This is a genomic window from Mycobacterium sp. DHQP2018-32-09 (assembly GCF_058148405.1).
The window spans coordinates 1-23390 of record NZ_JBYVYK010000059.1 but is presented as its reverse complement, the minus strand read 5'-3'; the positions used below and the strand labels follow the sequence as shown (position 1 = coordinate 23390).

The window sequence follows — 23390 nt, the reverse complement described above, 5'->3', positions numbered from 1 at the left end:
CGAGCGAGGCTACCGCCGCACGGGATACTGAGGCGCGTGGATCCCATCGAGCGCGTGAACACACGCGAGGTCTATCGCAATCCGTGGATGGTGCTGCGCGAGGACGACGTGCGGCGCCAGGACGGTTCCCCCGGCATCTACGGCGTCGTCGACAAGCCGACGTACGCGCTGGTGATCGCCACCGACGGCGACCGCTACCGGCTCGTCGAGCAGTTCCGCTACCCGATCGGGTTGCGGCGCTGGGAGTTCCCGCAGGGCACCGCACCCGGCAGCCTCGACGGCGACGAGCCACCGGCCGCCGAACTGGCCGCGCAGGAACTCCGCGAGGAGACCGGCCTGCGCGCCGACACGTGGACGCGCCTGGGTCAGCTCGACGTCGCGCCGGGGATGAGCAGCCAGCGCGGTTGGGTGTGGCTGGCCACCGGGCTCACCGAGGGTGATCACGACCGGGAGCACGAGGAGCAGGACATGCGCAGCGACTGGTTCACCGGGGCCCGGATCGACGACATGATCGCCGCGGGCGAGATCACCGACGCCCAGACCATCGCCGCGTGGATGCTGCTGCGGCTCGCGCGGGCCCGCGAATGAGCGCGCGCCGGTGGGGTGCACCGTGCGCGGCGGCGCTGGCTCTGGTCGCGTGCGCGACGGCCGCCCCCGCCGGTGCGGAGCTGCCGCCCACCACCGGGGGTTTCGACTACCAGCTGGGTGGGGCCTACGAACGCCCCGGCCTGGCGGTCGTGGTGCGCGACGCGGCGGCCCGCCCGCTGCCGGGGACCTACGACGTCTGCTACGTCAACGGGTTCCAGACTCAGCCGGACGCCCGCGCGGACTGGCTGTCCCACCGGGCCGGGGCGCTGCTCCGCGACGCCACCGGACAGCCCGTGAGCGACCCGGACTGGCCCGACGAATACGTCCTGGACCCGTCGACGGCGGCACAGCGGTCGACGATCCTGGAGGCGCTGGGAGGCGTCGTCACCGGTTGCGCGGCGGCCGGTTTCGACGCCGTCGAGATCGACAACCTGGACACGTTCACCCGGTTCGCCACCATCGACCGTGCCGGTGCGCTGGACCTGGCGAAGGCGTACGTGCGGCTCGCACACGACCACGGGTTGGCCATCGGCCAGAAGAACGCCGTCGAGATCGCCGACGTGGGGCGCAGCGAGGTGGGCTTCGACTTCGCCGTGGCCGAGGAGTGCGCAGCCCACGACGAGTGCGCCGGCTATGCGAGCGCCTACGGCCCGCACGTCCTGCAGATCGAGTACTCCGACAACCTGCCTGCGCCGTTCTCCGCCGTGTGCGCGGCACCCGATCGCGCACCGCTGACGATCCTGCGCGACCGGGCCCTGGCCCCACGTGGCGCCCGGGGCCACGTCTACGAGCAATGCGGGTAGGGCAGCGCCCGACGTCCGGTCACGCTCGGCGCTCGGTGAGCGCGCGCAGGAAGAACGCGAGGTTCGCGGGGCGTTCGGCGAGCCGACGCACGAAGTAGCCGTACCACTGCGTGCCGAACGGGACGTACACCCGCACGTGATCGCCGGCGTCGGCCAGCCTGCGCTGCTCGGCGTCGCGGATGCCGTAGAGCATCTGATACTCGAAACCGTACGGCCCGCGCCCGAACTCGCGCGCCAACGGCGGCACCGCGGCGATGATCGCCGGATCGTGGGAGGCCACCATCGGATAGCCCGCACCGGCCATCAGGATGCGCAGGCACCGTAGGTAGGACGCCGTCACCTCGTCGGCGTCCCGGTACGCCACGGTCGCCGGCTCGTCATAGGCGCCCTTGCACAGCCGGATCCGCGCACCGGCGAGGTCGCGACAGTCGGCCTCGGTGCGCCGCAGGTAGGCCTGCAGCACGGTGCCCAGCCAGTCGAAGTCCGCACGCAACTCGCGCACGATCGACAGCGTCGAGTCGGTGGTGGTGTGATCCTCGGCGTCGATCGTCACCCACGCGCCGACCTCGCGAGCCCGGGAACAGATCAGGTGGGCGTTCTCCAGCGCGATCTTCTCCCCGTCGCGGGGCAGCGCCTGCCCGAGTGCCGAGAGTTTCAGCGACACCTCGAGCGCCCGCGGCTCGCCGTCACCCTCACCGCGGCGGCCCAGCTCGTCGAGCAGCGCGAGGTACGCCCGCACCGTCGCCTCGGCCGCCTCGGCGTCGGTGACGTCCTCCCCCAGGTGGTCCACCGACACCAGGCGTCCCGAATTCCGCAGCGCCGCAACCGCCTCCAGCACGTCCGCGGCGCTCTCCCCTGGCACGAACCGGTGCACGACGTCACGTGTCACCGGTAGCCCCTCCGCCAGCCGGCGCAGCCGGTCGGACCGGGCCGCGGCCAGGATCGCCGGCCGGGCCACGCTCGAGAACGCTCCCATGGTCATGCCTCCTGATGCGGGTAGCGGTGGGCGGTGGGCGGGACGAACGTCTCCTTGATGGACCGCGGCGACGTCCAGCGCAGCAGGTTCAGCGGTGAGCCCGCCTTGTCGTTGGTGCCCGACGCCCGCGACCCACCGAAGGGCTGCTGGCCGACCACGGCGCCCGTCGGCTTGTCGTTGACGTAGAAGTTGCCCGCCGCGTGCCGCAGCCGACTCTGGGCGGTCAGGATCGCGGCCCGGTCGTCGGCGATCACGGCGCCGGTGAGCCCGTACGCGGAGCCGCCGTCCACCACGTCGAGGATCCGGTCCCAGTCGGCGTCGTCGTAGACGTGCACGGCCAGGATCGGCCCGAAGTACTCGGTGGCGAAGGCCTCGTCGCCCGGATCGTCGGACAGCAGCACCGTCGGCTGGACGAAGTAGCCCTGCTCGTCGTCGTGGTCACCGCCGACGGCCACCGTGATGCGGGCACCCTTGGCCCGCTCGATGGCGGCCACGTTCTTGTCGAACGCGCGCCGATCGATCAGGGCACCGCCGAAGTGCGACAGGTCGGTGACGTCGCCGTAGCTCAGTTCGGCCGTGGCACCGAGGAAGTCGTCTCCCATGCGGTTCCACACCGACCGCGGCACGTAGGCGCGTGAGGCGGCCGAGCACTTCTGCCCCTGGTAGTCGAACGCGCCGCGGATGAGCGCGGTGCGCAGCACGTCGGGACGGGCGCTGGGGTGCGCCAGCACGAAGTCCTTGCCGCCGGTCTCCCCCACCAACCGCGGGTAGGTGCGGTACCGGTCGACGTGGCTGCCCACCTCACGCCACAGGTGCTGGAAGGTCGCGGTGGAACCGGTGAAGTGGATGCCCGCCAGCCGCGGATCCGACAGCACGACGTCGGACACCGCGTACCCGTCGCCGGTCACCAGGTTCACGACGCCCGGCGGCAACCCCGCGGCCTCGAGCAGCTGCATGGTGAGGTACGCCGAGAACGTCTGCGTCACCGACGGTTTCCACACGACGGTGTTGCCCACGAGCGCGGGCGCGGTGGGCAGGTTGCCCGCGATCGCGGTGAAGTTGAACGGCGTGACGGCGTAGACGAACCCTTCGAGGGGGCGGTAGTCGGTGCGGTTCCACACCCCCGGCCCGCTGACGGGCTGCTGCGACAGCACCTCGCGGGCGAACGCGACGTTGAACCGCCAGAAGTCCACCAGCTCGCACGGTGCGTCGATCTCGGCCTGGTAGGCGGTCTTCGACTGGCCCAGCATGGTGGCCGCGGCCATGCGCTCGCGCCACGGGCCTGCCAGCAGGTCCGCCGCGCGCAGGAAGACGGCCGCTCGCTCGTCGAACGACGTTGCCGCCCAGGCGTCCTTGGCGTCGATCGCCGCGTCGACGGCCGCGGTGGCGTCGGCGTGGGTGGCGTTGGTCAGGGTGCCCAGCACCGCGGCGTGGCGATGCGGTTGCACGACGTCGATGCGGTCACCGTCGCCCATCGCGTGTCGGCCGCCGATGACGTGCGGCAGGTCGATGGCGGTCCTAGCCAGCTCGTCGAGCGCAGCGCGCAGCCGGGCGCGCTCGGGGCTGCCCGGCGCGTAGTCGTGTACCGGCTCGTTGACCGGCGGCGGGACGGCGGTGACGGCGGTGACGGCGGTGCTCGAAAACGTCGTCATGGTCACGAGTGTGATCCGGACCGGCCCCGCACGTCTTGGCCGAACGGCCAAAGCCCATACCCTTCGCCGGTACGATCGGCCAACATGACGAGGCGCAGTGTCAGCCTGGGCCAACTACTGCTGGCGCTCGACGCGACGATGGTGACCCTGGTCGACTCCCCGCGCGGGCTGGACCTGCAGGTGGCCTCGGCCGCGCTCGTCGATCCCGACGACGTGCGACTGGGCCTCGCCAGAGGTGCGGTGTCGGCCGACGTGTTCCTGCTGCTCGGCCTGGCCGACGACGAGGTGCTGACGTGGCTGGCGCGGCAGGGTGCGCAGCGGGTGCCCGCGGCGATCTTCGTCAAGGAACCGTCCGACGCGGTGATCGCCAGGGCTGGCGGTCTGGGATCGGCCGTCGTGGCCGTAGAACCCCTGGCCCGCTGGGAACGGCTGTACCGCCTGGTGGACCACGTGTTCGACCACCTGAGCGCCGACCCCGCACTGGACTCCGGCACCGACCTGTTCGGCCTCGCCCAGTCGATCGCCGACCGCACCCGCGGCATGATCAGCATCGAGGACGCCCAGTCGCACGTACTGGCGTACTCGGCCTCCAACGACGAGGCCGACGAACTGCGCCGACTGTCCATCCTGGGCCGCGCCGGCCCGGCCGAACACCTGGCCTGGATCGACACCTGGGGCATCTTCGACGCCGTGCGCGCCGGCGAGGTGGTGCGCGTGGCCGCCCGACCGGAACTGGGACTGCGGCCGCGTCGCGCCGTCGGCATCGTCACCGCGGCCGATCAGCCCCATCGGCCGCCCACCTTCGCCGGCACCATCTGGCTGCAAGAGGGCTCCCGACCGTTGGCCGACGACACCGACGACGTGCTGCGCGGTGCGGCGGTGCTCGCGGCACGCGTCCTGACCCGGCTGGCGACGACGCCGTCGGCGCACGCGGTGCTGCTGGCCGAACTGCTGGGACTGCGCACCGGCGATCGCGACGTCGACGCCCTGGCGCGCGACCTCGGCATCCTGTCGCACGGCAGGCCGACGGTGGTCGGCTTCGACGGGCCGCGCCCCGCGTCGGTGCGGCTGTCCGACGTCCTGGCGTTGAGCGCCAGCGCCTTTCGTCCCGACGCCCAGGTGACGGCGCAGGGCACCGCCGACGGCGACCGCGTCTACGTCCTGCTGCCCGACACCGGGCGAGCCTCGGTGCCGTCCTGGCTGCGCGGCACCGTCGGCGCTCTGCGTTCCGAGCTGAACGTCGAGTTGCGCGCAGTGTTCGCCGCCCCCGTCGACGGGCTGGACGGCGTCGCCGCCGCCCGCGCCGAGGTCGACCGCGTGCTCGACAGCGCGCGGCGACACCCCGGCACCCTGGGCGCGGTGACGTCGCTGGCCGAGGCCCGCACCACGGTGGTGCTCGACGAGATCGTCACCCTGATCGCGGCCGACGAGCGGCTGATCGACCCCCGGATTCGAGCGCTGCGGGCCGCGGACCCGGTGCTCGCCGAGACCCTGCGCGCCCACCTGGACGCCTTCGGCGACGTCGCGGCCGCGGCGCGCCGCCTGCACGTACACCCCAACACCGTGCGCTATCGGATTCGCCGCATCGAGGACGTGGTGGGCACGACGCTCGCCGATCCCGACGTGCGACTGCTGCTGTCGCTGAGCCTGCGCGCGCTCGACTGAATCGCGTGCGCGCCAGGCGGCCAGCCGCGCCCGTCAGTCTCGCGCGGCCAGCCGCGCCCGTCAGTCTCGCGCGGCCAGCCGCGCGACCGCGGCGGCGATGCGCTCGTCGGTGGCCGTGAGCGCGATGCGCACGTGACGAGCCCCGCGCGGACCGTAGAACTCACCGGGCGCCACCAAGATGCCGCGGCGGCCGAACCACGCCACCGTGTCGCGGCACGGTTCGTCGCGCGTGGCCCACAGGTACAGCCCCGCCTCGGAGTGGTCGACGGTGAACCCGGCGTCGCGGACCGCACGCAGCAAAGCGGTACGGCGCCGCGCGTAGCGTGCGCGCTGGTCGGCCTCGTGGGCGTCGTCGTCCAGACCGGCGACCATGGCGGCCTGCACCGGCGTGGGCACCATCATGCCCGCGTGCTTGCGCACCGCCAGCAGTTCACCGACCAGCGCACGGTCGCCGGCGACGAAGCCCGCCCGGTATCCCGCCATCGACGACGTCTTGGACAGCGAGTGCACCGCGAGCAGGCCCGTGTGGTCGCCGTCGCACACGTCGGGGTGCAGCACCGAGAGGGGCTCGGCCTCCCACGCCAACCCCAGGTAGCACTCGTCGGAGGCCACCACGGCACCGCGTTCGCGGGCCCACCCGACCACCTTGCGCAGGTGGTCGACACCGAGCACGGCGCCCGTCGGGTTGCTGGGCGAGTTCACGAACACCAGCGCCGGCGTCTGCGGGCCCAGCTGGGTCAGCGAGTCGGCGCGCACCACCTGGGCACCCGCCAGCCGTGCACCCACGTCGTAGGTCGGGTAGGCCAGCTCGGGCACCACGACGACGTCGCCACCGCCGAGCCCCAGCAGCGTCGGCAGCCACGCGATCAGCTCCTTGGTGCCGATCACGGGCAGCACGGCGTCGTCGGTCAGACCGGTGACGCCGTAGCGGCGGCGCAGCGCCTCGACCATGGCCCGGCGCAGCTGGGCCGTGCCCGCCGTCGTGGGATAGCCACCGGATGCACTGGCAGCGGCCAGCGCATCGCGGATGACGGGCGCCACCTCGTCCACCGGCGTTCCCACCGAGAGGTCGACGATGCCGTCGGGGTGGGCGCGTGCCGCCGCCGTGACGTCGGCCAGGGTGTCCCAGGGAAAGACGGGCAGCGCCGCCGAAAGGGTTCTAGCCATCAGGTGCCGCAGCGTACCCGCGTGTCAGCCTTCGCCCTGGGGCGCCAGCTCCTTGACGGCGGGCGGATCGTTGTCCGTCTGGCCCACCTTCGACGCGCCGCCTGGCGATCCCAGCTCGGTGAAGAAGTCCGCGTTCGCCTGGGTGTAGGAGTTCCACTGATCCGGGACGTCGTCCTCGTAGTAGATGGCCTCGACCGGGCACACCGGCTCACATGCTCCGCAGTCCACGCACTCGTCGGGGTGGATGTAGAGCATCCGCCCGCCCTCGTAGATGCAGTCGACGGGGCACTCTTCGATGCACGCCTTGTCCTTGACGTCGACGCAGGGTTCGGCAATGACGTACGTCACTGATGTCTCTCCTGTCCAGTGGGCTGCTGGTCGGGTTGGTTCCGGGGGTCTTCCCGAGAGTCGGTGCAAGTATGCGTGGTTCGAACTTGGCCGGCTTTCTCAGTGTTGCCTAACTCCCGTGCGGCACCCTGGGGCGCCGCACGGTTACTGATACTAGACGTCGCAGATACCGCCCGCCACGCCCTTCGCCGCCCCACGCGACACGCCCCGCAGCGGCGGGGGCTGCGGGACGTGTCGAGGCGGGTTCGGGCAGCTCAGGACTGCTTGAGCGCCTCGATCTCGAGCGTGATCGTGACCTTGTCGCCGACCACGGCGCCGCCGGTCTCCAACGGCGCGTCGAAGGCGATGCCGAAGTCCTTGCGGTTCAGCACGACGGTTGCCTCGAAACCGGCGACCTCACCGTGGCCCATGCCCGGGTTGACGCCGTTGAACTCGAGCGCCAACTCGATGGGCAACGTGACGCCCTTGAGCGTGAAGTCGCCGTCGAGGACGTAGGCGTCGCCATCGGTGCGCACGCCGGTCGAGACGAAGGTCGCGGTGGGGAACTGCGCGGCGTCGAAGAAGTCGGGCGCCTTGAGGTGCGCATCACGCTGCTCGTTCCCGGTGTCCACCGAGTCGATGGCGATCTCGGCCGACACCGAGGGCGTGCCGTCCTCGGCGACGACGATGGCCCCGGAGAAGTCACGGAAGGCCCCGCGCACCTTGCTGACCACGAGGTGGCGTACGACGAACGACACGGACGAGTGGACGGGATCGATGGCCCAGGTGCCTGCGGTGAGGTCGGTGGCTACGGCAGCGGTCATGAGAACTCCTCGACGTCGGGCGCCGGCCTGTCCGGCGCCGCTACGGAGGAAAACGGACCGTGGTCCGATTTAATTCCGTAGGACAAGCGAATGGTGCACATCGCAAATAATTGACGCCTAAGATAAATCCCCGTGACGACCCCGCCCGCCGCCCTGCCGCGGCGCCGACTCACCGACCGCGGCGCGGCACTCGCCCTCGCGCTCGGCATGCTCGCCGTGCCCGGCATCCCCTTCGCACTGAATTCCCTCCTGCCACAGCGGGACTGGGGCACGGCCGAATCGGGTGCGGATCTGACCGTGACGACGCGGAACAACACCCTGGCCATCACCGCGCCGGCCGGCTGGCAGAGCCGCACCACCGGCGACGGCCTGCTGCTACGCAACGGCGACCAGCGCGTCCTGGTGCAGGCCTTCGACGTCGACCAGCACGATGCCGCCGAGGCGCAGCGCCGCGTCATGCGTGCCACCCGGATCGGCGGCATCACCGCGGCATTCGACGGCGGCACCATCAGTACCGCGGACGGCGCCCTGCGCGGCCGCACCTGCGTCGCGATCGCCGACGACGACGTAGTGGGACCCTGCGCGTACCTCACCGACGACGACGTCCTGGTCACCGTGACCTCACTGGGCACCCCCGACACGCCCGCAGCCGGGCTGGAGGAATTCGTCGCCCCCCTGAGGAAGGAGCCCCGCGCGTGACCACCACCCCCAGCAGCACCACCCCCAGCAGCAGCACCACCACCCCCAGCACCACCACCCCCAGCAGCACCACCCCCAGCACCACCGCCGAGCAGCCGGCGACCACGGCGCCGCGCCAGGCGCTCGTCTACCGCCCCGACTCCGCGGTGTTCTGGGTCTTCGTCGCCGCACTGCTGCTCGGCAGCGTCGGCACCGCCCTGGTGCTGGGCCGGGCCTTCCTGGAGAGCATCGACACCGAGTTGCGCTTGGCCCCGCTGTGGCTGGCCGCCTTCGCCGTCCTGGTCTGGATCATCGGGACGTTCGACCCCTTCCGGGCGACGCGGCCATACCGGCAGGCGTTGTTCGCCGCGACCGCCCTGGGCGGAACCGCGGCCATGTCCATGGTCTACGGCGCCAACCTCACCTACGACGACGTGCTGCTGCGCATCGTCTCCCCGCAGACGCTGACCGACTGGTCGTCAGCGCTGCGCGCCCCCGTGATCGAGGAAGCCGCCAAGGGCATGTGCGCGGCCCTCATCCTGGTGCTGTGTGCGACGGCGCTGCACCGGGTCTCGCACGCCCTGCTGGTCGGCATGTTCGTCGGCCTGGGCTTCGAGATCATCGAAGACCTGCACTTCGCGGGTCAAGCCGCCATCGCCGGTCTCGACGGCGACGCCGCGGGCATCTCCAACACCGTGATCGTGCGGTTCGCCGCGGCACTGCCGTCGCACTGGTCCTACACCGGGTTGACGGCAGTCGCCGTGCTGTTGCTGCTACCGACGTTCAGCGAGCGTGCCCGGTGGGGCTGGGGCCGGCGCCTCGGTGTCGCAGCGGCACTGCTGGTCACCGCGTGGTTCCTGCATTTCTGGTTCGACATGCCGCTGTATCCGCTGACCGTCACCGGCATGTACCTGTACCTGGCCAAGTTCCCCGTCTGCCTGGTGCTGTTCCTCGCCATCGCCTGGTGGCTGATCCGCGACGAGCGCGCAGTGGTCGAGGAGCGGATCGCCGCAGGGCGTGCCCGCGGCGCGCTGGCCGACGTCGACGAGGAGGTACTCGACTCGCTGCCAACGCTGCGCCGTCGCCGCGCCCTGCGCAAGCAGGCCAAGCGGGCCGGCGGCCGCGCCGCCAAACGGGCGGTGCGTGCCGCACAGGCGCGCGCCCTCGACCTGATCCAGGCGATGGACGCCCCTCAGGCCGCCAGCGGCGAGTAATCCGTGGTCCGCTGACGCGCGGGCCTGCCGATGCCCTCGGCGATCGCGACCAACTCGGCGACGGACTTGGCCGACCCGTTCTCCGAGCCCGCCATGCGGGAGATGGTCTCCTCCATCAGCGTGCCACCCAGGTCGTTGGCCCCGCCTTCCAGCATCACCTGGGTGCGCTCCACCCCGAGCTTGACCCAGCTGGTCTGGATGCTCGGGATCCGGCCGTGCAGCATGATGCGCGCCAACGCGTGCACCGCGCGGTTGTCACGGTGCGTGGGCCCCGGCCGCGAGCCGCCCGCCAGATATAGCGGCGAGGACTGGTGCACGAACGGCAGCGGCACGAACTCGGTGAAACCGCCCGTGCGGTCCTGGATGTCGCGCAGCACGTTGAGGTGGCCCACCCAGTGCTTCGGGGTGTCGACGTGGCCGTACATCATGGTCGACGACGACCGCAGGCCCACCTCGTGCGCCGTCGTCACCACCTCGATCCACATCGACGTGGGTAGCTTGCCCTTGGTGAGCACCCAGCGCACCTCGTCGTCGAGGATCTCGGCGGCCGTGCCGGGGATCGTGTCCAGACCCGCCTCGCGCAGCGCCGTGAGCCACTCGCGGATGCTGGTACCCGCCCTGGTGACCCCGTTGGCGATCTCCATCGGGGAGAAGGCGTGCACGTGCATCGACGGCACCCGCGCCTTCACCGCACGCACCAGGTCGGCGTAGCCGGTGACCGGCAGCTCCGGGTCGATGCCGCCCTGCATGCACACCTCGGTGGCGCCGGCGACGTGCGCCTCCCACGCCCGGTCGGCCACCTCGTCGGTGGACAGCGAGTAGGCGTCGGCGTCGCCCTTGCGCTGGGCGAACGCGCAGAACCGACACCCGGTGTAGCAGATGTTGGTGAAGTTGATGTTCCGGTTCACCACGAACGTCACGTCGTCGCCGACGACGTCGCGCCGCAGCGAATCGGCAAGTGCGGCAACGGCGTCCAACGCCGGACCGTCGGCGGTGGCCAGGGCGAGGTACTCGTCGTCCGAGCAGCCCGCGGGGTTGCGCTCGGCCGAGCGCAACGCGGCAAGCACGTCGGTGTCGATGCGTTCCGGCGCCCGCGCCGCCAACTCCTCGACCTTGGCCCGAATGGACTCCCAGTCGCCGAACGCGCTGCCGAGGTCACTGCGCGTCTCGGTGCGCCTGCCCTCGGTGTCGATGGCGGTGTGCAGGTCGGTGCGGCCCAGGGACTCGGTGGCCTCGTCGGGCTCCTGCCACGGCCTGCCCACCGGGTTCACGTCGAGCGCCAGCCCGGTGTCGGGATCGGCCAGGGCGGCGACGTGCGCCATGACCCGCGGATCGATCCACGCGGCGCCGGCCTGGACGTACTGGGGCTGCGCGGTGAGCCGCTGCACCAGGTCGTAGCCGGCCTCCGCGGTGACCTCGGCCAAGTCGTCGAGCGCGGGCCACGGCCGCTCCGGGTTGACGTGGTCTGGCGTCAGCGGCGACACCCCACCCCAGTCGTCGACGCCCGCCCCGATCAGGGCCAGGCACTCGGCGCGCGACACCAGGTTCGGCGGGGCCTGGATGCGCACCTTCGGTCCCATCACCAGGCGCGTGACGGCGATCGTGGCCAGGAAGTCGTCGAGCCCCGCGTCCGGGGCGGCCGCCATCGCGGTGTGATCCTTCGCGCGGAAGTTCTGCACGATCACCTCTTGGACGTGACCGAACTCCTTGTGCGACCGCCGAATCGCATGCACGGTCTCGGCGCGCTCGGTGAGCGTCTCCCCGATGCCCACCAGCAACCCGGTGGTGAAGGGGATCGACAGCCGCCCGGCGTCGTCGAGCGTGCGCAACCGCACGGCGGGATCCTTGTCGGGGCTGCCGTAGTGCGCCTCCCCCTTGGTCTCGAACAGCCGCCGCGACGTGGTCTCCAGCATCATGCCCATGGACGGCGCCACCGGCTTGAGCCGCGACAGCTCCGACCAGCTCATCACGCCGGGATTGAGGTGCGGCAGCAGACCGGTCTCCTCGAGGACGCGGATGGCCATGGCCCGCACGTAGTCCAGCGTCGAGTCGTACCCGCGCTCGTCGAGCCACTGCCGCGCCTCGTCCCAGCGCGCCTCCGGCCGGTCGCCGAGGGTGAACAACGCTTCCTTGCAACCCAATTCGGCACCCCGACGGGCGACGTCGAGGATCTCGTCGGGCTCCATGAACATGCCCTTGCCCTGAGCGCGGAGCTTGCCGGGCACCGTGACGAACGTGCAGTAGTGGCACGTGTCCCGACACAGATGGGTCACCGGGATGAAGACCTTGCGCGAATAGCTGACCGGCAGCCGGCCCGCCGCCCCGAGCCGCCCCGCCGCCTGCAACCCGGCGTCGCGCACCCGTGCGGCGCTGGCACACAGGTCCGCCAGGTCGTCGCCGCGGGCGGTCATCGCGATGGCCGCCTCGTCGACGTTGAGGGTGACGCCGTCGCGCGCACGCCGCAGCACGCGACGCAACGCGGCCGGACTGGCGGATGCCGTCTCGACCTTCGGTGGGACCACCGGACTGGGCAGAGCGGTACCGCGCTGGGAGTTCAGAGCCACTCCCCTGTAACCCCACTGCCGACGAAATTCATCCGCGCCTTCCCAGCATCTGACATCGGTCGCCACGCCCCAGACATGACAGCCACAGTAGCCCGCGGGGCCCGACACGGGCGCCCCCCGTTTGCCAGATCTCACCGCAGGAGGCCGACGGCCGCGTAAATTCGCACTGTTCCGGCCATACGGCGAGAGGTAGCAGGCCCATGAACCCATCACTCCGGTCGCGCCTGAGCACCGGAATGGCCGCCGTCGCGCTGACCGCTGCGCTGCTTCCCGGCCCGTCGGCGCCCGTCGAGGCGGCAGCACCCGCCCGCAGCGACGCCCGCGTCGCGCTGAGCGCAGCCGTCCGGCCGCTGGTGCTCGCGCCCGCACAGCCGGCGCAACTCGACGCCGCCCAGGCGGCCATGTCCCGCATCGACCCCGTCGCAGCAGCCGCGGTACCGGTGCCGCCGCCGGCGCCCGGGCCGTTCAGCGCCACCGGAGACGGCATCTCGGCGGCCTACCAGTGGGGCCTGCAGTGGGTCACCTACGGCGTGCAGCTGGCACAGTACGCCCTGCAGTTCGTGCCCTACGGCTATCTGCTGGGCGACCAGATCGGGATCGTGTACTACAACCTCGGCGTGCCGGTCGCCAACAGCGTCGTCTACGACCTGGTGATCCCGGTGGTCAACCAGCCGCTCAACGTCGCCGCGTGGGTCAACGGCATCGGCGCCGTCGCCACGACCACCGTCGCGGCACTGATCAACACCGGCGTCGCCGAGTTCAACTACTTCTTCGGGTGGCTCATCCCGCCGCTGCCGCCCATCGGCCCGCTGGCGGCCCAGCAGCCGACGATGACGCTGACGGCGCTCACCGCACCCGAGGCGGCAGCCCAACCCGCGACCCTCCCCGCCGATACCCTGCCCAAGCCCACCGCCACGGAACTCACCACCGAACCGGCCGGTGTTGAGCAGCCGGGTACCGCGCTGCCGACCGACCTGGCCGCTGCCACCATGACCACCGAGCAGGCGACGGCCGTCGAGACGGCACCCACGGAGGCACCCACGGAGGAGGCTGCCACGACGGAGGCTGACACGCAGGTCGCACCGGCCGGGCAGACCACGGCACCGGCAGCGCCCAAGGGCTCCGCCCCGCAGGCGACGACCGACCCTGCAGGCACCACCGGCACCGGAGCCGCGACCGGTACGGCGGGAACGTCCGGCTCGGGAAGCGCGACGTCGTCCGGCACGCAGCAGGCCACCGATTCCCCGGCCGTCAAGGGTTCGCCAGACCCCAAGGGCTCCGGGGCCGTGAAGGGCACCGGGACGGCGAAGGGCACCGGGGCGGCAAAGGATTCCGGGGCGGCGAAGGGTTCCCCGAACACCACGCAGACCAAACAGACCAAGGACGCCAAGCAGAGCAAGGACACCAAGCAGAGCAAGGACGCCAACGACGCCTCGAACACCAAGCCCGCCAAGAACGCGACGGACTGAGCCCGGCTAACGGTTGCGGTAGTACAGGTAGAGCAGCGGCGGCGCGGCGCCGAGGACCAGCAGCACCACCGGGCCCAGTTGCAGGATGCCGGGGCCGCCGAACACGATGTCCGCGCCCGGCCCCCCGAAGGTCAGCACGATGACGGTGGCCAGCCACGTCCACAGGGGTAGCCCCGCCAGCCGGCTCGTCGACGACCACTCCCGTGCCGCCCACACCAGGGCCAGGTTGGTGAGACCGCTGAGCACGCCGCTGATCGGAACCGGGATGGACCCGAGGAACAGGGGCAGGAAGAGCGCGCCGATCAGCGCGGAGAGCACGCCGTCGAGTGCGAGCACGGCAAGGACGGCCGGCCGGAGCCGGCCCGCGGTGTCGGCGCTCAGGTCGGGATGCTGTCGAGCATTCCGACCAGCGAACCGACCACCCACTGGAAGTTGTCCAGGCGGTCTTGCCAGTGCTGCAGGTTGGGATCCAGATCGGGGTCCATCGTCATCCCTCCGGCCGTGCGCGCAGTAATGCCCGGAGCTTACCTCGGCTCACGATCCGGGTGCGCGCATCACCCGAGGTTCAGCCCCGCCAGCAGGTCGGTCTCCCAGCCGCGGACGTCACGGTCCCCCGGGCTGCCCGCAGCCAGGACGTAGCACTCCCGATCCAGGACCGGCTGTGCGACGTCGTTGGACAGCGCGAATGCGCGTCCGTCGGGGCTCACGCTGATCTGCGTGGCGTGCGCGCGCATGGCCGCCAGCTTGGCGTCCCGGCTCGCCGAGACGTCGACCACGGCGTCGAGATCCTCGTCGGCGTACCGGAACGGGAACTCCTGCACCGCATGCCGCGTCCAGTGCGGCGGCAGGTCGGCGTCGTCGAGATCCCGCAACCCGGCGTCCAGGGCACGGTGCGAGGTCACGGTCCAGTAGACCTTCGGCACTGCCCACGCGGCGGCGTCGACGGCGGCCATCGTCACCTGGTGGGCCCGCACGTGGTCGGGATGCCCGTAACCGCCGTCGGCGTCATAGGTGACGACGACGTGGGGGCGGAGGTCGTCGACGAGCGCGGCGAGGGTCGCCGCCGCCTCATCCAGGGGCGCGTCGACGAACCGCTGCCGGTGGCGGGCCGGAGTGCCTGCCATCCCGGAGTCGCGCCACCGGCCCGCGCCGCCAAGGAACACCGGTGATGCGACGCCCAGGTGCGCCAAGGCCGCCGTCAGCTCCCCGATGCGGTAGCCGCCCAGCTGGTCGCCCTCCGACACCACCAGGCCGGCCCAGCGCGGCCCGATCACCTCACCCTCCTCCCCCAGCGTGCAGGTGACGACGTGGACGTCGGCGCCGCGAGCGGCGTAGTGCGCGATGGTGCCGCCGGTGGTCAACGTCTCGTCGTCGGGGTGGGCGTGCACGAACAACAACCTCGGAACTGCCACGCCGAACACGATAGATTCAGCCGGTGTCACGGCGCGCCGTCGAGTACTCGAGCGCGGTGGTCGTCATCGGTCTGCTCGCCGGCGTCGCCGGTGCCGCCACCACGCTGGTGCTGCATGCCGTCGAGCACCTCGCCTATCACTACTCGTTCGGCACGTTGCTGCAAGGCGTCGGTGCCAGCAGCCCGGTGCGGCGGGCGGCGGCACCGCTGCTCGGCGGTGCACTCGCCGGCTGTGGCTGGTGGCTGCTGCGCCGCCGCGCCGACGTGCCCGCGTTGGCGGCCACCATCGCCGAGCACCGCCCGCTGCCGCGCAGCCGGCTCGTCGCCGACGCCGCGCTGCAGGTGCTCGTCGTGGGATCGGGCGCCTCGCTGGGCCGTGAGGGTGCCCCGCGGCAGCTGGCAGCCGCCTTCGGCGACCTGGGCATCTCACGGTGGCACCTGACCGCGCGCGACAAGGAGATCCTGCTGGCATGCGCCGCAGGCGCCGGGCTGGCCGCGGTGTACAGCGTGCCGCTGGGCGGAGCACTGTTCGCGGCGCGAATCATGTTGGGCAGCTGGCATCCTCGCGTGGTGGGGACGGCGCTGATCACGTCGAGCCTGGCGGTGGCGGTGGCGTCCCCGGTGACGCACTACGAGCACACCCTCACCTGGCCCGACGCGGAGTTGTCCTACCTGTTCGGCTTCCTGGCGTTGGCCATCGCACCGTTGGCCGTCGCCGTGGGGCTGGCCTTCGAATGGTTGACCATCAAGGCGCATCCCCGGCCCCAGACCCGTTCGTGGACACTGATTCTCACGGTCGCGGCGGCCGGGTTGGCCACCGGGGTGTGCTCGATCTGGTGGCCCGAGCTGCCGGGCAACGGCCGCAGCATCCTCACGGTGAGCCTGGACGCCGGTCTGACGCTCACCGGCGCTGCCGTCGTCCTGGTACTCAAGCCGTTGCTGACGGCGCTATACCTGCGCGCGGGCGCCGTCGGCGGCATGATCACCCCGGCCCTGGCGACCGGTGCGGCCGCCGGATCGGTTGCCGCACTGGCACTCAACCAGCTGGCGGGCACCGACGTCGACGTCGCCGCGGTGTCCCTGACGTGCGCGGTGGGTGTGCTCGCGGTGACGCAGCGTGCTCCGCTGTGGGCGGCCCTGTTCGTCTGGGAACTCGCCCGTCCCCCGTACTGGCTGCTGTTGGTGTTCGGCGTCGCCGCCGTCGCCGCGCACGCGATTCGCCGTGCGCGCGAACGACATCAGGCTGCGCGGGTCACTGCGGCCGCTTGATCCACCGGCCGGCGTCGCCAACGATGCCGACGGGCACCGCACCCGACAGGTTGACGTTGCGCACGCTGGGGCCTGCCGCGACGATCGTGGTGTCCTGCATGATCGGCAACACCGTGTTCATGCTCCACAGCCGCGGCTCCACGGCGTTGAGCACGTCGGCGATGTTCGCCGTGCCCTCCAGCGCCGAGGCGATCATGGGTTGGATGCTGCGATCGCAGATGCCGGTCAGGTTGCTGGGCGCCTGAACCAGTTGGTCGGAGCCCGGGACCGGGCGCGGCGTGGTGGTGGTATCCGTCGTGGCGGGAGTGGTGGCAGGAGTCGTCGCAGGCGGCGTGGCGGAAGTCGGCGTGCGGGGCGTCGACGACGCCGGCGGCGACGTCGTCGTCGGGTCGTCCGCCGGTGCCGGGGTGGCCGCGGTGTCGCTCGACGGAGTCGTGGGCACGGCGGTGGCTTCCAGGGCCGGGCAGCCGTAGCGCGACGCCAGCGCCGTGGCCAGGTCGCCGCCGGCCTGATGCCAGCCGACGATCGCGTCGACGCGGTTCTCGGTGAGCGCGTCGCCGTAGAGCGTCGGCGGATCCAGCGACAGCACGGACGCGGTGATGCCCACGTTGCGCAACTGGTCGGCGGCGGTGTTCGCGACGGCCACCGAGGTGGGGTCGTTGTTGGCCACGCCGAGCACCAGGGTCAGCGGCTCGCCGTCCTTGGTGACGCGGCCGCGGTCATCGGGCGAGGGCGCGGGCGCGCCGGGAGCACCGGGCGCGCCGGACGGTGACGGGGTGCTGGACTCCACCGGCTGCACCTGATAGCCCGCCGCGGCCAGCAGGCGCATGGCCTCCTCGGTGGTGAGCGCGGGCGGGGCGGTCGGAACGTAGCCGGGATCCGAGGGCGAGCGCACCTGGGCCTGCGCCAGCGTCACCGTGTTGTCGCTGCCCGCGCCGACCGCGGCCAGCAGGTCGACGTCGAGCAGGCCGAGCACGGCCTTACGCACCTGCGGGTCCGCGAGCATCGGCCGCTCGGCGCGCAACGTCAACTGCATGACGCGCGGCGTCACGATGCGGGCAGTCCGCACGTCGGGGATGGCCGACAGCTGCGCGAACGCGGCCTGCCCGCCGTGCACCTGCGCCACCTGCGTGTCGCCGTTGCGGATGGAGTCGGCCAGCGCGGCGGGGGCGCCGCCGCGGCGGAACAGGATGAGGTCCGGCTTCGCGGGCTCCGCCCAGTAGCGATCGTTGCGCGCCAGCAGGATCTCGTCGCGCTGCGGGTCGATGCTCTCGACCCGGAACTGGCCGCCCGTGACCGGCATGGCGCGCGCCAGCCCCGCCGCGAACCCGCCGGGGACGTCCTTGACGATGTGCGCGGGCAGGATGTCGTTGAACAGCTCGCGCCACGCCGGGTACGGCTGCGAGAACGTCACGACGGCGGTCTTGCCCCCGTCGACGGACTGCACGCCCGTGATGAGGTCGTAGCCGGCCGGGTCGACGACCCCGGGCTGGCTCACCATCTGCCGCCACAGGTACCAGTAGTCGTCGGCGGCGATCGGGGCGTTGTCGGTCCAGGACGCCTCGGGCCGGATCTTGTAGGTCACGGTGAACGGGTCCTCGGCCGTCACCTCTGCCGAGGTCAGCAGCGAGGTGTCCAGCTCCCAGCGCGAGCCGGTGCTGGTGGCCGGGTCGGCGATGGGCCGGAACGAACTGGGCAGCACCAGCGCCGAGATCGCGGCGTTGACGGGCGACTGGTCGCTCATCAGGTGCGGGTTGAACCCCGCGCCGATGGAGTCGATCGCCATGATGATCTGCGTCGCCTTCATCGGCGGCGGCGGCGTGCTCACGGTGGTGTCGGTGCTCTGCGGCGCCGGCGGCGGGCTCACCGTGCACGCGGCCATCGTGAACGCGCACAGCGCCGAACTGAACAACGCGCCGACGGCGGTGGGCACGCGTCGGCGGGTGGTCGGCACGAAGCTCAGGGTATCGACCCGCCCGACGCCGTCGACGCCACCACCGGCAGTGGCGTGCCGTCGGCGGCGCCCGACGGTCAGTTGCGCGCCTTCGCCCGCGCCTTCGCCCTGGCCCGCAGGCTCGCGGTGAGTTCGACCTTGCGCACGCGCACGACCTCCGGCGTCACCTCGACGCACTCGTCCTCGGCGCAGAACTCCATGGCCTGCTCGAGGTCGAGCGTCAGCGGCCGGGCCAGCGTCTCCATGACGTCGGCGGTCGAGCTGCGCATGTTGGTCAGCTTCTTCTCGCGCGTCACGTTGACGTCGAGGTCCTCGGCGCGGGGGTTGATGCCCACCACCTGGCCTTCGTAGGTGTCCTCGCCGGGTTCGACGAAGAACTGCCCGCGATCGGCCAACTGGATCATGGCGAACGGCGTGATGCTGCCGCTGCGGTCGGAGACCAGCGAGCCGGTGTGCCGCGCGCGGATCTCGCCCGCCCACGGCCGGTAGCCGTCGAACACGGCGTTGGCGATGCCGGTGCCGCGCGTCAGGGTGAGGAAGTCGGTGCGGAAGCCGATGAGGCCACGGCTCGGGACGATGAAGTCCATCCGGACCCACCCTGCCGCGTGGTTGGTCATCTCCTCCATGCGGCCCTTGCGGGCGGCCATCAGCTGGGTGATGGCGCCGACGAACTCCTCGGGGCAGTCGATGGTGATGGCCTCGAACGGCTCGTGCAGCTTGCCGTCGATGGTGCGCGTGACCACCTGCGGCTTGCCGACGGTCATCTCGAAGCCCTCGCGGCGCATCTGCTCGACGAGGATGGCCAGCGCCAGCTCGCCGCGGCCCTGCACCTCCCACGCGTCGGGCCTGCCGATGTCGACGACCCGGATGGACACGTTGCCGACGAGTTCGCTGTCGAGCCGGCTCTTGACCATGCGGGCGGTGAGCTTGTGCCCGGAGACCTTGCCTGCCAGCGGCGACGTGTTGGTGCCGATGGTGACCGAGATCGCGGGCTCGTCGACCGTGATGCGCGGCAGGGCGTGCGCGTGCTCGGGGTCGGCGAGCGTGTCGCCGATCATGATCTCGGGCAGGCCGGCGACGGCGACGATGTCGCCCGCGACGGCCTCGTCGGTCGGGTTGCGCTCGACGCCGACGGTGGCGAGCAGCTCGGTGATCTTGGCGTTGGTGACGACGGGGAGGCCGTCGACCTCGCGCATCCAGGCCACCTGCTGGCCCTTGCGCAGCTTGCCGTTGTAGATGCGGATCAGCGCCAGGCGGCCGAGGAAGGCCGAGGCGTCGAGGTTGGTGACGAGCGCCTGCAGCGGGGCCTCGGGGTCACCGCTGGGCGGCGGGATGTGCTCCATGAGCACGTCGAACAGCGGGTCGAGGTTCTCGCCGTCGGGGTTCTGCCCGTTGGGGGGTTCGGTGGTGCTGGCGATGCCCGCGCGCCCGGAGGCGTACAGCGTCGGCAGGTCGAGGGCCTTCTCGGCGGCGGCCTGGGCCTCGTCGTCGAGGTCGGAGGCGACGTCGAGCAGCAGGTCGTGGCTCTCGGAGACCACTTCGGCGATGCGGGCGTCGGGACGGTCGGTCTTGTTGACCACGAGGATCACCGGGAGGTGCGCGGCCAGGGCCTTGCGCAGCACGAACCGCGTCTGCGGCAGCGGGCCCTCGGACGCGTCGACCAGCAGCACCACGCCGTCGACCATCGACAGCCCGCGTTCCACCTCGCCGCCGAAGTCGGCGTGGCCCGGCGTGTCGATGACGTTGATCACCGTGACGCTGCCGTCGGCGTGCGTGCGGTGCACGGCGGTGTTCTTCGCCAGGATGGTGATGCCCTTTTCCTTCTCCAGGTCACCGGAGTCCATGAGGCGTTCGACGGCGTCGTCACCGCGATGGGTGAGGGCGCCGGACTGCCGCAGCATCGCATCGACCAGAGTCGTCTTGCCGTGGTCGACGTGGGCGACGATGGCTACGTTACGAAAATCCACGCCAGAATTGTCGCAGCGCGGGTGTGCATTCGCGAAAACGCGGATCGACGACGAAGGGATCGCGTGAAGTCTCCCAAGTTCGCCACGGCCAAGGCGAAGAAGAAGTGCTGCCGGTCCAAGCCCCGGTGCAAGCGGTGTCCGCTGGTGCTGCACCGGGTGCAGAAGGCCGAGCGCAACGGCATCCGCGGCAAGGATCTGGAGAAGGTGTTCAAGCTGGCGAGAAAGTCCTGACGACCAGCGCGTTGACCGGCGTAACGTGGAAGCGTCCGGCGTTGATCGGAGGTAGGGCTCGTGTCCGTTTACGAAGCTGCGACCATCGCGCTGATCGTCGTCCTCGGCCTGGCCACGACGGTCGCGATCTATCTCGGCCTGCTCAACTGGATGGGGGCGGTGTTCGTCGTCAGGTGTGCTGCATGTCACCACTTGGCGTTCGCCGCCGCCAACCAGCCCAGCGAGTCGTGCCCCCACTGCAGACACCCGGCGCTGACGCACCCCGTGTACGCGGTGCGCCACCACGGCGCCGCCCGCGTGGTGGCCGACCGGCTGCGGTACTAGCGGCTCCCGGACCGCAGGGCCGCCGCCAGGTGCGGCACCCACGATCGGTCGGCGGGCACCCAGTCGACGGTGGCGAGTTCGACGGCGGTGACCCAGCGCAGCGCCTCGTGGTCGTGCGCGGCGACGGCACCGGCGACCACGGTGACGAGGTACGCGCGCAGCGTCATCGCGTTCGGCAGCACCACGTCGTTCCCGACGCGCGCGCCCACGACGACGTCGACGCCCAGTTCCTCGCGCAGTTCGCGCACCAGGGCGTCCCGGTCGGTCTCCCCGGGCACCACCTTGCCGCCCGGTAGTTCCCACAGCCCGGCGAGTTCGGGCGGGTGCCTGCGTTGCGCGACGAGCAGTGCCCCGTCGACGATCACGGCGCCGGCCACCACGGTCCCGTTCACCGAAGGCACGCTACGGACACGCCGTCAGGGGGTATGCAGGAGGCATGGCCATACTGACTGACGAACAAGTGGATGCCGCGCTGGGCGAGTTGGCCGGATGGCAGCGGCGAGACGGGGCGCTGCGCCGCGAGATCGAGTTCGACGCCTTCCTCGACGGCATCGAGGCGGTGCGCCACGTCGCCGAACACGCCGAGGCGAAGGATCACCATCCGGACATCAACATCCGTTGGCGGACCGTCACGTTCGCGCTCGTGACGCATTCCGAGGGAGGCATCACGGACAAGGACGTCGAGATGGCGCGCGACATCAACGGCATCGTCGGGCGCTGAGCGCGACGTAGGCCAGCGTGGCGAGGGTGGCCACGACGTAGACGAGCCCCGCCCACGCCAGGTACCACGGCCGGCTGATCTGCCAGATGGTCGGCTGGGCGAAGCTCAACAGCCAGGGCACGCCCACGAGCACCAGCACCAGCCATCCGTAGCCGAGCACCCGCGCACCCGTCCGGCCGCCGAGCGGACCGTGCAACAACCAGATCATCAGCGGGATCAACCACACCCAGTGGTGCGTCCAGGAGATCGGGGACAGCAGCAGCCCGAACAGCTGCACCACCAGCAGGGCGCCCAGTCGGTCGAGCGTGCCGCCCGGCGCGGCGGTGCGCAGCGCCCGCCAGGCCAGCACGGCCAGCACGGCGGTCACCGCCACCCCCGCCAACACCGCGGGACCGAACCCGGCGTCGTGACCGACGATCCGCGAGATGGCGCCGCGCCACGACTGGTTGAACGACGTGCCGACGGGACCGACGCGTCCGGCGTCGCCGAGCAGGTCGGTGAAGTAGTAGGTCGCCTGGCCGCGCAGGACGAGCACCGACACCCCGATGGTCGCGAAGAACACCAGCGCGGAGAACGCGGCCGTTCCCCACCGCCGCGCGCCCACGAAGTACAGCCCCGCGACCGCGGGGGTGAGCTTGATGCCTGCGGCCACGCCGACCAGCAGCCCGGACAGCCACCACCGCGTGGTGTAGACCGCCCACAGCACGGCGAGGGCCAGCACCACGTTGACCTGCCCGTAGTCGAACGTGCTGCGTAGGGGTTCGGTCCAGATGCCGACGGCCGTCCACGCCATCGCGAGCCGATGGTCGGGTCGGCCCAGCAATCTCAACGACACCCACACCACGCCGTACAGCGCGGCGATGATGCCCACCTGCCACAGGAACGCCAGGAGCCCGAAGGGGACGAACCGCAGCGGCGCGAAGACCACGGCCGCGAAGGGCGGATAGGTGAAGGGCAGCGGAAAGTCCGGGGTCTGATCGGCGTAGACGTAGTCGTAGAGCTGTCGGTCGGTGCCGACGGTGGCCGCGCCGCCGACGTAGACGTGCAGGTCGACGAAGTTGGCGCCGTTGGGCACCAGGTAGGTCCAGGCCAGTCGTGCGGCGACGCTGAGTATCAGCAGCCATGGCGCCAGGAGCCGGATCGACCCGGTCAGCCGGTGCGCTGCCGTGCTCGCGGGCCGGCTCGGTGCCGGCGAATGGGTGTCTATCTCCCCGACTCTAGCGACTGGTCACGCGGTGCAGACGTGTGCGTAACGGTTCCATAAATGCCACACATGTCACTTGAGTAACTCCAGTAACTCCGTAGCTTCGGGAGCAGACGTGCCGCCAACCGATTGGGAGAACCATGCATCTCGTCAGCAAGACCATCCGAAAGGCCGCCGCTGCCAGCGGAATCGCGGCCGCAGGTGCGGTGGGCGCCGCCTTGGCCTTCAGTGCGCCCGCCGCCGCGGAGCCGGCCCCGGCCCCCGCCCCGGCGCCGGTCATCCCCGGCATGGCCGGACTGCCGCTGCTGAGCAACGCGCCGCAGCTGCTGCAGGGCCTCGCCTCGGCGTTCACCGGGGGTGCGGCACCCGCCGCCGCAGCAGC

Annotated in this window: 22 protein-coding genes and 1 pseudogene; 11 read left to right on the top strand and 12 right to left on the bottom strand. The window is 71.4% G+C overall.

Annotation, left to right across the window (positions count from 1 at the left end):
• The first annotated feature begins 36 nt into the window (after positions 1-36).
• Complete coding sequence (locus tag AC30CM_RS23280; protein WP_490119282.1) at positions 37-588, top strand: NUDIX domain-containing protein; 552 nt, start codon at positions 37-39, stop codon at positions 586-588.
• Positions 585-1391 (top strand): endo alpha-1,4 polygalactosaminidase, encoded by an 807-nt coding sequence (locus tag AC30CM_RS23275; protein WP_490119281.1) that lies wholly within the window; start codon positions 585-587, stop codon positions 1389-1391. The genes AC30CM_RS23280 and AC30CM_RS23275 overlap by 4 nt, the downstream gene beginning before the upstream one ends.
• A 19-nt stretch (positions 1392-1410) precedes the next feature.
• Here AC30CM_RS23275 and AC30CM_RS23270 read toward each other — a convergent pair whose 3' ends face one another.
• Complete coding sequence (locus AC30CM_RS23270; protein WP_490119290.1) at positions 1411-2367, bottom strand: proline dehydrogenase family protein; 957 nt, start codon at positions 2365-2367, stop codon at positions 1411-1413.
• Positions 2368-2369: 2 nt separating this feature from the next.
• Positions 2370-4019, bottom strand: a complete 1650-nt coding sequence (pruA, locus tag AC30CM_RS23265) for an L-glutamate gamma-semialdehyde dehydrogenase (RefSeq protein WP_490119280.1) — start codon at positions 4017-4019, stop codon at positions 2370-2372.
• 84 nt (positions 4020-4103) lie between these two features.
• Here pruA and AC30CM_RS23260 point away from each other — a divergent pair, with 84 nt between their 5' ends.
• Positions 4104-5684 carry a PucR family transcriptional regulator gene (locus tag AC30CM_RS23260; protein WP_490119279.1) on the top strand — a complete coding sequence of 527 codons (1581 nt, stop codon included), beginning with the start codon at positions 4104-4106 and terminating at the stop codon, positions 5682-5684.
• 60 nt (positions 5685-5744) lie between these two features.
• Here the strand turns inward: AC30CM_RS23260 and dapC are convergent, their stop codons facing one another.
• The 3 genes from dapC to AC30CM_RS23245 all read right to left on the bottom strand — a co-directional run bounded on the left by dapC (position 5745) and on the right by AC30CM_RS23245 (position 8002).
• Positions 5745-6851, bottom strand: coding sequence for a succinyldiaminopimelate transaminase (gene dapC / locus AC30CM_RS23255; protein ID WP_490119278.1), 1107 nt, complete (start codon positions 6849-6851; stop codon positions 5745-5747).
• Between the two features lie 24 nt (positions 6852-6875).
• Positions 6876-7199, bottom strand: coding sequence for a ferredoxin (gene fdxA / locus AC30CM_RS23250; RefSeq protein ID WP_490119277.1), 324 nt, complete (start codon positions 7197-7199; stop codon positions 6876-6878).
• Positions 7200-7453: 254 nt separating this feature from the next.
• Positions 7454-8002 carry a YceI family protein gene (locus AC30CM_RS23245; RefSeq protein WP_490119276.1) on the bottom strand — a complete coding sequence of 183 codons (549 nt, stop codon included), beginning with the start codon at positions 8000-8002 and terminating at the stop codon, positions 7454-7456.
• A gap of 132 nt (positions 8003-8134) precedes the next feature.
• On the opposite strand from AC30CM_RS23245, the gene AC30CM_RS23240 reads away from it, so the two are divergent.
• Both AC30CM_RS23240 and AC30CM_RS23235 read left to right on the top strand, forming a co-directional pair.
• The gene (locus tag AC30CM_RS23240) at positions 8135-8701 is read left to right on the top strand and encodes a hypothetical protein (protein ID WP_490119275.1); all 567 of its coding nucleotides are present in this window, start codon (positions 8135-8137) and stop codon (positions 8699-8701) included.
• Complete coding sequence (locus AC30CM_RS23235; RefSeq protein ID WP_490119274.1) at positions 8698-9894, top strand: PrsW family glutamic-type intramembrane protease; 1197 nt, start codon at positions 8698-8700, stop codon at positions 9892-9894. Before AC30CM_RS23240 ends, AC30CM_RS23235 begins: the two co-directional genes overlap by 4 nt.
• Here AC30CM_RS23235 and AC30CM_RS23230 read toward each other — a convergent pair.
• Positions 9873-12458, bottom strand: coding sequence for a bifunctional FO biosynthesis protein CofGH (locus AC30CM_RS23230; protein WP_490119273.1), 2586 nt, complete (start codon positions 12456-12458; stop codon positions 9873-9875). The two genes, AC30CM_RS23235 and AC30CM_RS23230, sit on opposite strands and share 22 nt — an antisense overlap.
• Positions 12459-12658: 200 nt before the next feature.
• On the opposite strand from AC30CM_RS23230, the gene AC30CM_RS23225 reads away from it, so the two are divergent.
• Positions 12659-13927: a hypothetical protein gene (locus AC30CM_RS23225; protein ID WP_490119272.1), complete on the top strand. Its 1269-nt coding sequence runs from the start codon at positions 12659-12661 to the stop codon at positions 13925-13927.
• Between the two features lie 6 nt (positions 13928-13933).
• Here the strand turns inward: AC30CM_RS23225 and AC30CM_RS23220 are convergent, their stop codons facing one another.
• Together AC30CM_RS23220 and mshB are read right to left on the bottom strand one after the other, a co-directional pair.
• On the bottom strand, positions 13934-14263 hold the full coding sequence (locus AC30CM_RS23220; RefSeq protein ID WP_490119271.1) for a hypothetical protein: 330 nt from the start codon (positions 14261-14263) through the stop codon (positions 13934-13936).
• Between the two features lie 218 nt (positions 14264-14481).
• Positions 14482-15339 carry an N-acetyl-1-D-myo-inositol-2-amino-2-deoxy-alpha-D-glucopyranoside deacetylase gene (mshB, locus tag AC30CM_RS23215; RefSeq protein ID WP_490119270.1) on the bottom strand — a complete coding sequence of 286 codons (858 nt, stop codon included), beginning with the start codon at positions 15337-15339 and terminating at the stop codon, positions 14482-14484.
• 23 nt (positions 15340-15362) lie between these two features.
• On the opposite strand from mshB, the gene AC30CM_RS23210 reads away from it, so the two are divergent.
• A complete protein-coding gene (locus tag AC30CM_RS23210) occupies positions 15363-16607 on the top strand; it encodes a chloride channel protein (protein ID WP_490119269.1) in 1245 nt (414 codons plus the stop codon).
• Here AC30CM_RS23210 and AC30CM_RS23205 read toward each other — a convergent pair.
• Positions 16591-18561 carry an ABC transporter family substrate-binding protein gene (locus tag AC30CM_RS23205; RefSeq protein ID WP_490119268.1) on the bottom strand — a complete coding sequence of 657 codons (1971 nt, stop codon included), beginning with the start codon at positions 18559-18561 and terminating at the stop codon, positions 16591-16593. The two genes, AC30CM_RS23210 and AC30CM_RS23205, sit on opposite strands and share 17 nt — an antisense overlap.
• Positions 18562-18638: 77 nt before the next feature.
• Positions 18639-20528, bottom strand: a complete 1890-nt coding sequence (typA, locus tag AC30CM_RS23200) for a translational GTPase TypA (protein ID WP_490119267.1) — start codon at positions 20526-20528, stop codon at positions 18639-18641.
• A gap of 63 nt (positions 20529-20591) precedes the next feature.
• On the opposite strand from typA, the gene AC30CM_RS23195 reads away from it, so the two are divergent.
• Together AC30CM_RS23195 and AC30CM_RS23190 are read left to right on the top strand one after the other, a co-directional pair.
• Positions 20592-20759 carry a hypothetical protein gene (locus tag AC30CM_RS23195; protein WP_490119266.1) on the top strand — a complete coding sequence of 56 codons (168 nt, stop codon included), beginning with the start codon at positions 20592-20594 and terminating at the stop codon, positions 20757-20759.
• Between the two features lie 60 nt (positions 20760-20819).
• Positions 20820-21083: a hypothetical protein gene (locus AC30CM_RS23190; RefSeq protein ID WP_490119265.1), complete on the top strand. Its 264-nt coding sequence runs from the start codon at positions 20820-20822 to the stop codon at positions 21081-21083.
• On the opposite strand, the gene AC30CM_RS23185 is transcribed toward AC30CM_RS23190, so the two are convergent.
• Positions 21080-21475, bottom strand: a complete 396-nt coding sequence (locus AC30CM_RS23185; protein WP_490119264.1) for a (deoxy)nucleoside triphosphate pyrophosphohydrolase — start codon at positions 21473-21475, stop codon at positions 21080-21082. The two genes, AC30CM_RS23190 and AC30CM_RS23185, sit on opposite strands and share 4 nt — an antisense overlap.
• A 44-nt stretch (positions 21476-21519) precedes the next feature.
• Here AC30CM_RS23185 and AC30CM_RS23180 point away from each other — a divergent pair, with 44 nt between their 5' ends.
• The gene (locus AC30CM_RS23180) at positions 21520-21804 is read left to right on the top strand and encodes a 4a-hydroxytetrahydrobiopterin dehydratase (RefSeq protein WP_490119263.1); all 285 of its coding nucleotides are present in this window, start codon (positions 21520-21522) and stop codon (positions 21802-21804) included.
• Here the strand turns inward: AC30CM_RS23180 and AC30CM_RS23175 are convergent.
• On the bottom strand, positions 21782-23011 hold the full coding sequence (locus tag AC30CM_RS23175; RefSeq protein WP_490119289.1) for a mannosyltransferase: 1230 nt from the start codon (positions 23009-23011) through the stop codon (positions 21782-21784). The two genes, AC30CM_RS23180 and AC30CM_RS23175, sit on opposite strands and share 23 nt — an antisense overlap.
• A gap of 137 nt (positions 23012-23148) precedes the next feature.
• Between AC30CM_RS23175 and AC30CM_RS23170 the strand changes: the two are divergent.
• A pseudogene (locus AC30CM_RS23170) lies at positions 23149-23390 on the top strand (hypothetical protein); the annotation flags it as partial.